Origin of the sequence: Clostridium sp. K04, assembly GCF_019734375.1 — a bacterium.
Taxonomy (GTDB): Bacteria; Bacillota; Clostridia; order Clostridiales; family Clostridiaceae; genus Clostridium; species Clostridium saudiense.
Genome location: NZ_JAASHD010000001.1, coordinates 104,447 through 118,529 on the forward strand (window position 1 = coordinate 104,447; position 14,083 = coordinate 118,529).

At 29.0% G+C, this 14,083-nt stretch carries 17 protein-coding genes; all 17 read left to right on the forward strand.

The window, feature by feature from the left end:
• Positions 1-687, forward strand: a 687-nt coding sequence (locus tag HCG70_RS00620; RefSeq protein ID WP_221697356.1) for a flagellar hook-basal body complex protein, incomplete at its 5' end; no start/stop codon positions are given.
• Between the two features lie 14 nt (positions 688-701).
• A complete protein-coding gene (locus HCG70_RS00625; protein WP_195953798.1) occupies positions 702-1,514 on the forward strand; it encodes a motility protein A in 813 nt (270 codons plus the stop codon).
• On the forward strand, positions 1,504-2,214 hold the full coding sequence (locus HCG70_RS00630) for an OmpA family protein (RefSeq protein ID WP_221697358.1): 711 nt from the start codon (positions 1,504-1,506) through the stop codon (positions 2,212-2,214). The genes HCG70_RS00625 and HCG70_RS00630 overlap by 11 nt, the downstream gene beginning before the upstream one ends.
• On the forward strand, positions 2,215-2,607 hold the full coding sequence (locus HCG70_RS00635) for a flagellar biosynthetic protein FliO (protein WP_221697359.1): 393 nt from the start codon (positions 2,215-2,217) through the stop codon (positions 2,605-2,607).
• Positions 2,579-3,247, forward strand: a complete 669-nt coding sequence (gene fliP, locus HCG70_RS00640) for a flagellar type III secretion system pore protein FliP (RefSeq protein ID WP_195953795.1) — start codon at positions 2,579-2,581, stop codon at positions 3,245-3,247. The genes HCG70_RS00635 and fliP overlap by 29 nt, the downstream gene beginning before the upstream one ends.
• 12 nt (positions 3,248-3,259) lie before the next feature.
• Positions 3,260-3,529, forward strand: a complete 270-nt coding sequence (fliQ, locus tag HCG70_RS00645) for a flagellar biosynthesis protein FliQ (protein WP_195953794.1) — start codon at positions 3,260-3,262, stop codon at positions 3,527-3,529.
• A gap of 2 nt (positions 3,530-3,531) precedes the next feature.
• Positions 3,532-4,293, forward strand: a complete 762-nt coding sequence (locus HCG70_RS00650; RefSeq protein WP_221697360.1) for a flagellar biosynthetic protein FliR — start codon at positions 3,532-3,534, stop codon at positions 4,291-4,293.
• Between the two features lie 32 nt (positions 4,294-4,325).
• A complete protein-coding gene (gene flhB / locus HCG70_RS00655) occupies positions 4,326-5,393 on the forward strand; it encodes a flagellar biosynthesis protein FlhB (RefSeq protein ID WP_221697362.1) in 1,068 nt (355 codons plus the stop codon).
• A gap of 12 nt (positions 5,394-5,405) precedes the next feature.
• Positions 5,406-7,454, forward strand: a complete 2,049-nt coding sequence (gene flhA, locus HCG70_RS00660; RefSeq protein WP_195953793.1) for a flagellar biosynthesis protein FlhA — start codon at positions 5,406-5,408, stop codon at positions 7,452-7,454.
• A gap of 15 nt (positions 7,455-7,469) precedes the next feature.
• Positions 7,470-8,186 carry a sigma-70 family RNA polymerase sigma factor gene (locus HCG70_RS00665; RefSeq protein ID WP_341478724.1) on the forward strand — a complete coding sequence of 239 codons (717 nt, stop codon included), beginning with the start codon at positions 7,470-7,472 and terminating at the stop codon, positions 8,184-8,186.
• 15 nt (positions 8,187-8,201) lie between these two features.
• Positions 8,202-8,960, forward strand: coding sequence for a flagellar hook-basal body complex protein (locus HCG70_RS00670; RefSeq protein ID WP_195953792.1), 759 nt, complete (start codon positions 8,202-8,204; stop codon positions 8,958-8,960).
• 10 nt (positions 8,961-8,970) lie between these two features.
• Positions 8,971-9,729 carry a flagellar hook-basal body complex protein gene (locus tag HCG70_RS00675; protein WP_221697363.1) on the forward strand — a complete coding sequence of 253 codons (759 nt, stop codon included), beginning with the start codon at positions 8,971-8,973 and terminating at the stop codon, positions 9,727-9,729.
• Between the two features lie 15 nt (positions 9,730-9,744).
• Positions 9,745-10,629, forward strand: coding sequence for a FliM/FliN family flagellar motor switch protein (locus HCG70_RS00680; protein ID WP_221697365.1), 885 nt, complete (start codon positions 9,745-9,747; stop codon positions 10,627-10,629).
• Positions 10,630-10,641: 12 nt separating this feature from the next.
• Positions 10,642-10,905 carry a flagellar motor switch protein FliN gene (gene fliN / locus HCG70_RS00685; protein WP_042400531.1) on the forward strand — a complete coding sequence of 88 codons (264 nt, stop codon included), beginning with the start codon at positions 10,642-10,644 and terminating at the stop codon, positions 10,903-10,905.
• A gap of 173 nt (positions 10,906-11,078) precedes the next feature.
• A complete protein-coding gene (locus HCG70_RS00690; RefSeq protein WP_055292322.1) occupies positions 11,079-11,852 on the forward strand; it encodes an AIM24 family protein in 774 nt (257 codons plus the stop codon).
• An 88-nt stretch (positions 11,853-11,940) separates the two neighbouring features.
• Positions 11,941-12,249: a YerC/YecD family TrpR-related protein gene (locus HCG70_RS00695; protein WP_042400537.1), complete on the forward strand. Its 309-nt coding sequence runs from the start codon at positions 11,941-11,943 to the stop codon at positions 12,247-12,249.
• Between the two features lie 107 nt (positions 12,250-12,356).
• Positions 12,357-13,700: a phosphoglucosamine mutase gene (glmM, locus tag HCG70_RS00700; protein ID WP_042400540.1), complete on the forward strand. Its 1,344-nt coding sequence runs from the start codon at positions 12,357-12,359 to the stop codon at positions 13,698-13,700.
• Positions 13,701-14,083: the final 383 nt, after the last annotated feature.

Consider the following 14,083-nt stretch of genomic DNA (forward strand, 5'->3'; position numbering starts at 1 on the left):
AGTGATGATGAAAGTGATGGGATTGGTGGTGTTGATGAGGCACCAGATGTTGATGAGACACCGGATGTTGATGAGACACCGGATGTTGATGAGACACCAGATGTTGGAGACATACCAGAAACACCAAGCGATGATGAAAGTGATGGGATTGGTGGTGTTGATGAGGCACCAGATGTTGATGAGACACCGGATGTTGATGAGACACCAGATGTTGGAGACATACCAGAAACACCAAGCGATGATGAAAAAACTGAAACTGATAATAGAGTAAAAATACCAGCAGCTGTAGATGATAAAGGAAATGCAGTTGATCCAAGTGTGGAAGGAGCAAAAAGAGTCTTATCATACAATATAGCTAAAGATGGAAAAATATCTTATGTGCTTGAAGATGGTGAAAAAATTGATGGTAATCAACAATTGAAGATAGCGACATTTGTAAATCAAAATGGGTTAGAAGCAACTAGTTCAAATATATATAAAGAAACAAAAAATTCAGGAATACCAACGTATAATTCTGATGGAGGAAAACATGGGCTTATTACTCAAGGTGCATTAGAAATGTCAAACGTAGACCTATCAGAAGAATTTACAGAAATGATAGTTACAACAAGAGCTTTCCAAGCATCAAGTAAAGTAATAACAACAAGTGATGAGTTATTACAAGAAATAATAAATCTTAAGAGATAAATAAGAGGTTAACAATGAAAAGAAATGACATATTAACACCAATAGGTATACTACTAGGAATAAGTCTTATAGTATTTGCAATATCACAAGGAAATGTTGGACTATCAGGATTTTATGATTTAATTTCTGTAATCATTACTATTGGTGGATCATTTGCAGCACTTCTAATTACATTTTCGTTTGATGAAGTAAAGATGATGGGGAGTATTTCTAAGGTATTATTCAAGACTCCAGCATTAGATAAGGTAGAAGTAATACATATATTTAAAGAAATTTCAATGAAGGCAAGAAAAGATGGATTACTGGCAATAGAATCAGATATTGAAGAAATAAATGATAGCTTTATGAAAACAGGATTAGAGCTAGTTGTTGATGGAATAGAAACAGATTTAATAATTGAAATTTTAAATAATAATATTTCCGAAATTGAAGGAAGATACATGAAGGGAGCAAAGATGTATAAGACATGGGGTTCATATGCTCCAGCATTCGGTATGATAGGTACACTTGTAGGTCTTATACAAATGCTTGCAGAGCTTGATAATCCAGATAATATAGCAAGTGGTATGGCAGCTGCACTTATAACTACTTTTTATGGTGCATTATTAGCAAACTTAATTTTAAATCCATTAGGATTTAATCTTGAAAATAAAGGACAAAGAGAAGTAGAAAATAGGGAAATGATGTTAGTAGGAATTTTAAGTATAAAGAATGGTGATTCAACAAGAATTTTAGAAGAAAAGCTAACAAGCTTTTTAAATGAAAAGGAGAAAGCCAAATACAATAAAGATGGAAATGTAGATGGTATAGAAAAGAATGTCGCGTAAAAGAAGAAAACCAGATGATATTAATCCTAATTCTTGGATGGATACATATGCAGATACGATAACATTATTATTAACATTTTTTATACTACTTTACTCATTTTCAACTACAGATAATGAAAAACTAAAATTAATAGCAGCTGCACTTAAAGGGCAAATAACTGGAATACCAATGAAATTAGAGGATGTTTCTGATATTGAAGATGAAGAAAAAGAACAAGGTATCGGAGAAAAAAGTCCATATCAAATTTTATTAGAAGATATACAAGAAATAATAGATAAAAATGGATTAACAGATACAGTGAAAATAAGAGAAGAAGATGCTGGAGTTGTTCTACAATTAAGTGAGAGTATACTTTTTGATTTAGGAAAAGCAGATTTAAAAGCAGATAGCACTCCTGTATTAGAAGTAATAAGTGGATTAATTCCAGCCATAGAAAATGAAATAATGGTACAAGGTCATACAGATAATATACCTATTAGTTCAGGAACATATAAATCAAATTGGGAGTTATCAACTTCAAGGGCAGTTAATGTAGTTAAATATTTTATTGAAACAAAAGGGTTTGATCCTACAAGATTTTCAGCAACAGGATATGGTGAGTATAGGCCATTAGTAGATAATGCAACAGAAGAAAACCGAGCTATTAATAGAAGAGTTGATATATTAATAGTTCAACAAAAGGAGATTGTGAAGGAATAAATGGAAAATACATTTTTAGAGTTTATTATAAACTTAATTGTGTTAGTTCCAATTGTCATACTATTAATAGTTATATCTTTAAAACTTAGCAAAGGGAGCCTGAATAAATTATCATCAGGTTCTTATGTTAAGGTGTTAGAGAGATTAAATTTAAACAAAGATATATGTATATATGTAATAAAAACAGGGAAAGTAGGCTGTGTAATAGTATCGTCAAATAACAATACACAAGTAATTAAAGAGCTAGATGAAAACGAAATAAATGAGATAGTAAAATTGAAAAAAGAAAAAAATGATTCAGCTTATTTAAATCAATTAAACTTTAGCAAATTACTAAATAATAAATTAACAAGGGAAAAAGATAATGGACATATTAAGTCAGATTTTAAGTAATAGTTCAGAATTAACACCAAACATGCAGATGTTCTTGTTAATGACTGCTCTTATGTTTTTGCCAACAATAATTTTTATGATGACAAGCTTTGTAAGAGTGATAATTACATTTTCATTTATAAAATCTGCATTAGGGGCTCAACAAGCTATTCCAAATCAAATACTAGTTGGATTAGCATTATGTATAACTATGTTTATAATGAGTCCAGTTGTGGGGAAAATTACTGAAAATTCAATAGAGCCTTACATAAATAAAGAAATAACAATGGAAGAAGCTTATGAAGAGTTAAGAAAACCAATAACAGAATTCTTACTTAAACAAACAAGAGAAGCAGATTTAGAATTGTTTGTAAAGAATTCATCAATAGATGTAACAAACATAACAAGAGAGGATTTACCATTAAGTATTGTAGTTCCAGCTTTTGCAATAAGTGAGCTTAAAACGGCATTCCAAATAGGTTTTATAATATACATACCATTTTTAGTAATTGATTTAGTAGTTTCAAGTACATTGATGTCAATGGGGATGTTTATGCTTCCACCAGCAATGATATCATTACCATTTAAATTACTTTTATTTGTTATGGTAGACGGATGGAATTTGCTGATTAAATCATTAATAGAAAGTTTTACAGGATAGGGGATAGATATAATGAGCGAATTAGCAATAATGACAATAGTAAAAAAAGCATTGGTTACAGGTCTTTTAATAGCGGGCCCAATACTTATTATATCTTTAGTTGTAGGACTTATAATAAGTATTTTTCAAGCAACAACACAAATTCAAGAACAAACATTAACATTTGTACCAAAGTTAATTGCAATAATATTAGTTTTAGTTTTGGGTGGACCTTGGATGTTAAATAAGCTTGTAATGCTTACAAATGAGCTATTCCAAAGTATATCAACAATAGTTAAATAAGCATGATATACGTATTTTTTAGAATAACAGCATTTTTTTTAGCTACTAGTATTATTTTCCCAAATGGTACACCAAAGTTATTTAAAATTTGTTTCTCATTATTATTATCGGCAATGATTGCAATTAATTTAGAGATAAATATACCAATTGAAAATTTTTATGAATTAATTAGATATGGAGTATTAGAAACGGTAAATGGATTAACTATGGGATACATGGTTACAATTTGTTTTTATAGTTTAAAAATGGCAGGGAAATTAATAGATGGACAAATGGGATTATCTATGGCAAGTACATATGATGCTAATACTCAATCACAAGCTACAATAATGGAAAATTTAATATATTTTGTAGGAGTAGTTGTGTTTTTCAGCATTAATGCACATCACATAATAATAAATTCCATGCAAAATAGTTTTAAGATAATACCAATAGGATACTCAATAATTGATTATAACTTTACTTATATTTTAAAAGTATTTACAGAGTATTTTATGATGGGAATAAAAATAGCAATTCCAATTTTAGTTGTACTAATATTAACAGATTTAATTACTGGAATAATTTCAAGAAGCATTTCTGGATTAAATGTAATGATTGTAGGAATGCCACTTAAAATGTTAGTTGGAATTTTATTTTTTATGAGTTCACTGCCATTTATAGTAAATACAATTAAAGATATTCTTAAGCAGTTAAAGAATGTTATTGAAGGAACTCTTGTATATCAAGATATAATGATTGCGTTAATAAATAGACTATTTTAAATACGCTAATAGGATAAAGGGGAGAGATTATTTTGTCGGCATCGGATAAGACAGAACAACCCACAGCCAAAAAGAAGAAGGATGAGCGGAAGAAGGGTAATGTAGCAAAAAGTAAAGAAGTATCAAATGCCTTTACATTAATAGGTGCAGTAATATGCATTTACACCACGACTAATGGTTTAATTAAAAATTTAAAAACATATATAGCTTCAGCTTTAACTATGGATTTTAGTGGAACTTTAAATGGCAAAATGGCTCATGGATTATTTGCAGATGGATTATTTACATATTTAAAATTATTTTTACCAATGGGAATGATAATACTTTGCTTAGGTGTTATTTCAAATATTGTACAAAGTGGAGTTGTAATAAGTAAAGAGTCAATGAAACTAAAGTTTTCAAAACTAAATCCTATGAAGGGATTAAAAAATATGTTTTCACAAAAGTCATTTGTTGCCGCTTTAAAGAACACAATACTTTTAATTTTATTATCTTATATTGGGTATTCATTTGTTAAGAAAAACTATGTTGATATTTTAAAAATAGGAGATATATATTTCCCACATTTAATATATTCAATATTTGATATAGTAAAAAAACTGCTTAATATTGCAATAATGATTGCAGTTACAATTGGAGCAATAGATTTTGCTTATCAGTTGTATTCACATAAAAAAGGAATGAAAATGACTAAGCAAGAGGTAAAGGAAGAATTTAAACAAGCAGAAGGGGATCCTCATGTTAAGTCTCAAATTAAACAAAAGCAAAGACAAATAGCTTCTCAGAGAATGATTCAAAATACTAAGGATGCAACAGCAATTATAACAAATCCAACTCATATTTCAATAGCAATTAGGTATGAGAGAGAAAGGGATTCAGCTCCAATAGTTATTGCAAAAGGAGCAGATGTATTAGCTATGAAAATTAGAGAGATAGCTAAGGAAAATGATATTCCAATGATTGAAAATGTGCCTTTAGCGAGAATGCTTTATAGAGAAGTTGAAGTAGAACAAGAGATACCAGCTGAAATGTACCAAGAAGTTGCAGAAGTACTGGTAGCTGTATATAAAATCAAAAATAGATATAAGAAAAACAAGTAAAGGAATTTAAAGATGGGGAAATTAAAAAATAGGTTTGACGTATTAGTTGCCTTTGGTGTTATGGGAATAATCTTGATGATTATTATTCCGCTACCTTCATTTTTATTAGATATATTATTAGTCGTAAATATAGCATTATCAGTATTAATTTTACTCATGACATTATTTTCAACTAATGTATTACAATTATCAATATTTCCGACTTTATTACTAGTTACAACACTATTTAGGTTAGGATTAAATCTTTCATCTACTAGACTTATTTTAGGTGAGGGTTATGCAGGAAATATAATTGAATCTTTTGGTAATTTTGTTGTTGGAGGAAATTATGTATTAGGTGTAATTATATTTTTAATAATCATAATTATTCAATTTGTTGTAATTACTAATGGGTCAGGAAGAGTATCAGAAGTATCGGCAAGATTTACATTAGATGCTATGCCAGGAAAACAAATGAGCATAGATGCTGATTTGAATTCAGGTATGATTGATGAAAAAACAGCACGAAGACGAAGAAGAGAATTACAACAAGAGGCTGACTTTTATGGGTCAATGGATGGTGCCTCTAAATTCGTTAAAGGTGATGCAATTGCAGGAATTATAGTAACAGCAGTAAATATATTTGCCGGAATTATAATGGGAGTAATGATGCTTGATATGGATTTTGGAGAAGCTGCTCAGACATATATAAGATTAACAATAGGAGATGGACTTGTAAGTCAGATTCCAGCATTACTTATTTCAACTGCGTCAGGTATTTTAGTAACAAGAGCTGATAGTGACGATAGTGTCGCTAGCTTAGCAGGTCAACAGTTAACAGCAATTCCAAAAGCTATAATGATAACAGGTGTAGTGTTATTTATTTTAGGAATTATGCCAGGATTACCAACGCTATCATTCTTTTCATTAGGTGTAGGATGTGTACTAATTGGAATGACGCTAAAAAAGGGCGAAGAAAAAGAAAAGACAGAAAGTATTAGTGAAGATTTAGCAGTAGAAGAAACTGCAGTTACCAATGAAGTTGAAGATGTAAGTGAATTACTTAATATTGAAGCATTAGAGGTTGAAATTGGATACGGCTTAATACCTTTAGCTGATGAAAGTAGTGGAGGAGATTTACTGCAAAGAATTTCTTCAATAAGAAGACAATGTGCAATAGATATGGGAATAATAGTACAACCTATAAGAATTAGAGATAATCTTCAACTAGAACCTAATCAATATTGTATAAAAATAAAAGGAAATAGAGTTGCAACATATACTCTTATGCCAACTATGGTTTTATGTATGGATCCGATGGGATTAGGATTAGAACTAGAGGGAATAAAGGCTATTGAGCCAAGTTTTGGTTTAGAAGCATTATGGATAAGTAAAGATAAAATAGAAGAAGCAGAATTAAGAGGATATACAATAGTAGATCCATCTACTATATTAGTTACTCATTTGTTAGAGATAGTAAAAGATAAATCTCATGAGCTTATGGGAAGAGAAGAAGTTAAAGCAATAATGGATGCAACTAAAGAAAAGTATAGTGTAATAGTTGATGAGTTAATACCTGATATTATGACTTTAGGTGAAGTTCAAAAGGTATTACAAAACTTGCTTAGAGAAAAAGTAGCAATTAAAGATAGGGTTACGATATTAGAAACTTTAGCAGATAATGCTATAAATACTAAGGATATTGAGTTGTTAACTGAATATGTAAGAATGGCATTAAACAAAGGTATTTGTGAGGCTTTTATAGATGATGAAAATACGATAACAGTTGCAACATTATCTAATGAAGTTGAAAGATTAATTGCTAATAATCTTCAAAAGTCTGTTAATGGTACTTATCCAGCAGTTGACCCTGATAACACTAATAGAATTTTTAATAGTATAAAAGAAATTACTGAGAGCATAGCATTTGCTAATAATAGACCTGTTATTTTAGTTTCACCTAAAATAAGAGCACCATTTAGGAAACTTGTTGAAATGGTATTTCCTAATGTAGCAATTCTATCATTAAATGAAATACCAAATGATGTTCAAATAAGAGCACAAGCGGTAGTTAATCTATAATTGGGGGGAGTTAAAGTGGTTGATATCCAAAATGAGGAATATGTATTGGAGAATATGAATTTAGTAAAATTTATAGCTTCAAAGTATTTTACTAAGAATATTGGAATTGAATATGAGGATTTAGTTAGCTATGGGACTATAGGACTTATAGATGCAGCAAACAGCTATAGAGATGATAAAAACTGCAAATTTTCAACTTATGCTTCTCTTAAAATAAGAGCAGCAATTGTTGATGAAATAAGAAGACATTCTCCAATTTCAAGAAATGATGTTGCTAAAATAAATGAATATAATTCAGCTGTAGAGAATTTGCAAAATAAATTATTAAGGGAGCCTACTGGAGAAGAAATATCAAAGTATTTAAAAGTATCAAAATCTGAAATAAGCAAGATAGAAAGTAGAATTAATATAATGAGTACTACTTCTTTAGATACAGTTATTTTCGAGGGAAATACTGATGTAAGTATTATAGATACTATAAAAGAAGATGAGTCCTTATTACCTGAAAATATAATAGAAGAAGATGAAAAGCTTAATATATTAACAAGAGCGATTGATATGCTTAAAGAGAAGGATAAGCTTGTTTTATCACTATATTATTATGAAGAGCTAACACTAAAGGAAATTGGTAGGGTATTAGAGGTTTCTGAATCAAGAGTGTGCCAATTACATAGTAGGGCAATAGTAAATTTAAGAAATGCAATGAAGAGGCTAAATTACAATATAGCTTAAGGAGAGAGGTTTAACATGTTAAGAGGAATGTATACATCAGTATCGGCTATGATAAATTTACAAAGTAGTCAAACAGTAATAAGTAATAATATTGCAAATGCTAATACTACTGGTTTTAAATCGGAGACATTAATATCTAAAACATTTGATGATGTATTAATTAAAAATAATGATAAGTATGTTAATGGAAAAGGTACAACTCAAGAGTTAGGTACTTTAAATTTAGGTGTGAAAATAGATGAGGTTACGACTAATTATGAACAAGGCGTAATAGTTGAAACTGAAAATGAAACAGACTTTGCTTTAAATGGGAAAGGATTTTTTACAGTTAGAGATGAACAAGGAAATGTTTTTTACACTAGAGATGGGGGATTTAATATAAATGGTGATGGATACTTAGTTACATCATCTGGTGCACAAGTATTAAATTCGAATAATCAACCAATGTATGTTGGAGGAAGTAGTATAAGTGTAGATAGTAACAATAATGTTGTTTTATCATCTGGTGCAGTACATAAATTTAATATTGTAGATTTTGATGATTATAGTAGTTTAAATAAAGTTGGACAAAATCTTTATAGTGGTGAAGGCGCGATAGCTACAAATAATTATAGAGTACAAAATATGCAGAAAGAAAGTTCAAACGTTGATATTATTGAATCAACAGCTGCTTTAATGTCTAATTTAAGAGCATTTGAAGCGAACCAAAAGGTAGTGCAAGCTATGGATTCTACTTTAAGTAAAATAGCAAATGAAATAGGAACAGTAAGGTAGGGGTAAATATATGTATGGGATTTTAAATGTAAGTAAAAGTGGTATGAGTTCTACTCAAAATAAGATAAATGTTATTTCAAATAATATTGTAAATTCTAATACAGCTGGTTATAAAAAATTGGATGTTGAATTTCAAGATTTAGTTAGGGCAGGGCTTTCAAATAATTCTTACCCTACCAATGATGTCAATGCTACAACAGGAACTGGAATTAAAAGTACGACAGAGGTAAGAAATTTTACTCAGGGATCATTAAAAAATACTAAAATATCTACCAATTTAGCAATTGATGGTGAAGGACTTTTTAGAGTGATTAGATCGGATAATACTTATGCATATACAAGAAATGGTGAATTTTCAGTTGATGCAAATGGAACATTAGTTGATGATGCTGGAAATATTCTTGATATACAATTTGAGGATGAAAAAAATTATAACAATTCAGGAATAACATCAGATAATTTAAGTGTTAATAAACAAGGTGAAGTCTTTGTTAATGATGAAAAGATAGGAAATATTAATTTATATAAACCTACAGGAGATAATGATGTTTTATCAGCAAGTGGTAATTTATTTATTGCTAATGATGGAGTAGAGTTAATTGCTGCAGATGGGGATATATATCAAGGATATACTGAAATGTCTAATGTAGAGATTTCTCAAGAATTTACTGATTTAATTGCAATGCAAAGGGCATTTCAGTTAAATAGTAAAGGATTTACTGTTGCTGATGAAATGTGGTCAATGATTAACAATCTACAATCTAGATAAGAAAGAGGATAAAAGATGGAAGATATAAGATTATATGATTTCAAAAAAAGTGAGAAGTTCTCTTTAGAAAATATAAGAAATTTGGCACTTGTATGTGAAGAGTTTTGTAAAACTTCTAATATGCAAATAAATTATGAAACTAAAAATGATGGATTTAGAATGGCATTAAATAAATGTATTCAAACAACTTATGGAGAATTTATAGAAAGTATAAATGGAGATAATGTTGTAATTGAATATAGTATACTTCCTATAGTGGATAATTTAGTTTTATTTGTGGATAAAGGTGCAGTTTTAACTGTTGTTGATTTATTATTAGGTGGCAATGGTCAAGTTGAAGATTTAAATAGAGAGCCAACTAATATAGATTTAGAATTGTTGAAATATCTATTTGATAATTTATTAAAGAGAATATATATGCCTGCAACACATGAAAAAATTGAAGTTAATAGAATATATCCTAATAAAATTCAATATCAAAAGCTTAATACAAAAGATATGATTTTTAGTTCATTAATAAATGTATTATTACAAAATGAAGTTGTTGGACACATAAGATTTTGCATTCCATATGAAAGCATGAAAGATATCATAGATGATTTTGGTAGTGATAAGTTAAAACATGAAGATAATTTTGAAGAGGAAAAATGCAAAGATATATCTTGTAGTGAGATATTTCCGTATATCAAAAATATTGATGTAGATGTGACTGCAAAATTAGGCTGTGCAAAAGTGAGTATTAGTGATTTATTAAATCTAGAGGTTGGGGATGTTATTCTTTTAGATCAAAAAATAAATGAAAATATTACAGTAGATATTGGTGAAGCAAATATTTATAAAGCAAAGCCTGGTGTTATAGGAATGAAAAAAGGAATAGAAATTATTGATATAATTAGGTAAGGGGAGATATTAATGAATGAGAAGATATCTAGAATTTTAGATATACCAATAGAGATAACTGCTGTTTTAGGTAAAACTAGAATGCCTTTGAATGAAATTTTAGAGCTTGGTAAAGGTTCCTTAGTTGAGCTTGATACTTTAGAAAATCAAGAGGTAGAAATACTTGTTAATGGTAAAAAAATAGCATATGGACAAGTTGTTATTTCTCAACAAAATTTTGGAATTAAAATTACAAGTGTTTTAGAGTCAGAAGAATTAGTAAATAGCTTGAAATAAGAAAAAATTTGATATAAGAGTAAAAAGTAAGAAGTAAGAGTTAGGAAAACAACTTAACTATTAATTCTTACTTTTTATTTACTCATCATCAAACATGAAGTGTTTAATGAATATTAAATTTGGATAGAATTAAGGTATAATATTTATGGAATATAAAGGTGTGGGTAGTTAAGATGAGAAGCAATATAGAAGTTAAAAATAAGCTTACTTTAGTTTCGCAAATGGGTAATGAATCTTGTTTTCAAATTTTGAAATATGCATCTCTTAATGGCGCAAGTGAGTTAAATGTAGCTAGCGCTATTAGGACGATTGAAGGTAATGGTAAAAGATTAAAGCAGGTCAGAATATTACTTAATGACAGCGCTGTTAAGATTCAACAAAATGCTCTAAGCTATATGAAAGGCTTTATCGAAAGAAGTGATGTAGTAAACGACTACAAAGGAATTAAAAAGGTTATTTTTGGTGCTACTCATATGAGGCATTTTGGATTGAAAACTGTTTTTAGTGGAAGTGGTGAAATATTATTAGAGCCTAGCTTTAATGATTTTACATTAATTGAATTAGTTGATGAAGAAATAATAATAAACGAAGATATGTTTTATGCTTGTGACAATGAGATTGATATTTCTTTAATTCCAAATGATAATAATAAAATAAAATTAAGTGGATCTGGAGTTGTTGCATTGAAGTTACCTGTACCCGAAGAAGAGATTATAAGGTGTAAATTATATAAGGATAGATTAGTAGTTAATGGTGATTTTATAGTACTAAGAAGTGCTAATATAAAATTAGCTCAAGAGAAGTATGAAAGAATAATTGACGAAGAACTTGTAGAAGAAGTAAATAATGTTTATATTGGTATAGGTGAAGTATGGATTTTACCAACAAAAAGCATTTATGATAAATATATAGAAACTAATTGTTTTGAAAATGATGAAGAAAATTAATTAGATAAAGAAAAATTTAAAGTATATCTTAAATTTAGCACACTAAAGTGTTAAAATTATGATGTAGAGAGATAATAGGAGTGATAATATGAGCCTACAGAATTTAGAATTTAAAAAAGATTTAGATATGCTATTTAAAGCTGTTTTAGAGTTAAATAATATAGATGAGTGCTATAAGTTTTTTGAAGATATTGCAACAATAAATGAATTAAGGGCAATTTCTCAAAGAATATATGTTGCAAAAATGCTTACAGATAAAAAGGTATATACAGAAATAGCTGATGCAACAGGGGCAAGTACAGCAACTATTAGTAGAGTAAATAAATGTCTTAATTATGGACAGGGAGGATATAATTTAGTATTAGAAAGAATGTATCCTAAAGATAAACAAGATTAATGAATATATAGCTATAAAGTACGATATATTGTAAAAAATCGGAATAAGTAATATACTATAAAAGATAATGTCTATAATTAATTATTTATATAAGCGAGGTATTATATATGAGTAGAATGTTTGGAACAGATGGTGTTAGAGGGATAGCAAATACTGAATTAACTGCAGAATTAGCTTATAGCTTAGGAAGAGCAGGAGCTTTTGTATTAACTGAGGGTACTCATAAGCCAAAGATTTTAGTAGCAAAAGATACTAGAATATCAGGAGATATGCTTGAAGCTGCTTTAGTTGCAGGTATACTTTCAGTAGGGGCAGAAGCAGTAATTTTAGGAGTAGTACCAACACCAGCAGTAGCTCATTTAACTAGAGAATATAAAGCAGATGCAGGAGTAATGATTTCAGCATCTCATAATCCAGTAGAATATAACGGAATTAAATTTTTTGATGGAAAAGGATACAAATTATCAGATAGTTTAGAAGATCAAATACAAGCTGTAATAGAGGGAGGATTCGAAGGCGTACCTAGTCCAATAGGTGGGAATGTTGGTAGATCGTACACTGAAGAAACAGCATTAAGAGAATATATTGATTATGCATTAAGTACTATAAATACAGATTTAAAGGGATTAAGAGTTGCTTTAGACTGTGCAAATGGTGCTGCATATAAAGCTGCAGTAAAAGCTTTCAGATCTTTAGGTGCAAGAGTATATGTAATAAATGATAATCCAGATGGAAATAACATAAATGAAAATTGTGGCTCAACTCATATGGAAGAGTTAATGGATTATGTTGTAAGAAAAAATTGTGATATTGGTTTTGCATTTGATGGTGATGCTGATAGATGTTTAGCTGTAGATGAAAAAGGAAACATGATTAATGGAGACTTCTTATTAACAATATGTGCTAAGGCATTAAAAGAATCAGGACAATTAAAAGATGATACTTTAGTAGTAACTGTAATGAGTAACTTAGGATTAGATATTGCTGCTAAAAGAGAAGGAATTAACTTAGTTAAAACTAAAGTTGGAGATAGATATGTTCTTGAAGAAATGCTTAAGGATAATTATGTATTAGGTGGAGAGCAATCAGGACATATAATATTTTTAGATCATAATACTACAGGAGATGGATTAGTAACAGCACTTCAAGTAGCTGCTATTCTTAAAGAAAGTGGAAAAACTTTCAGTGAACTAGCTGGAGTTATGAAAGAATTACCACAGGTATTAGTTAATGCTAAAGTACCAAATGAAAAAAAGAATATATATTTAGAGGATGCAGAAATAATTGCTGCCATACAAGAAGTTGAAGCTAAGCTAAATGGAGTTGGAAGGGTGCTTATAAGACCATCTGGAACTGAACCATTAGTTAGAGTTATGCTTGAAGGTGAAAATCAAGAAGAAATAAATGAAATGGCAAATAGAATTGCAAATTTAATATTAAGTAAAGTATAAGTATTAAATTATAATGGCGTATTAAAATTAAGAGTAAAATTAATTTTAATACGCCAAATTTTTTTGTAATAAATTAATAAAAACAAGATTAAAAATAAAGAGAAGTGTTAAAAACAAGGGATTTAAATTGTAAACATAAAAAATAGATAAGTTATTAATAAATTAATAAGTTTGAAATAAATCTATTAAATTACTAAGAAAATAATAAAAATATTAACTATATGTTAAAAGTAAATGAAGTAAAATCCTAATTATAATTAATTTGGTAAATTTTAAGAGATTCTATTGACAGTGTATTAAAGTAAAGAGTAATATATTAACAATAGAATATTTTGGAAGGTCCTTTTTAAGGAATAAAAGCTGTGATAGAGACATTTATTTAG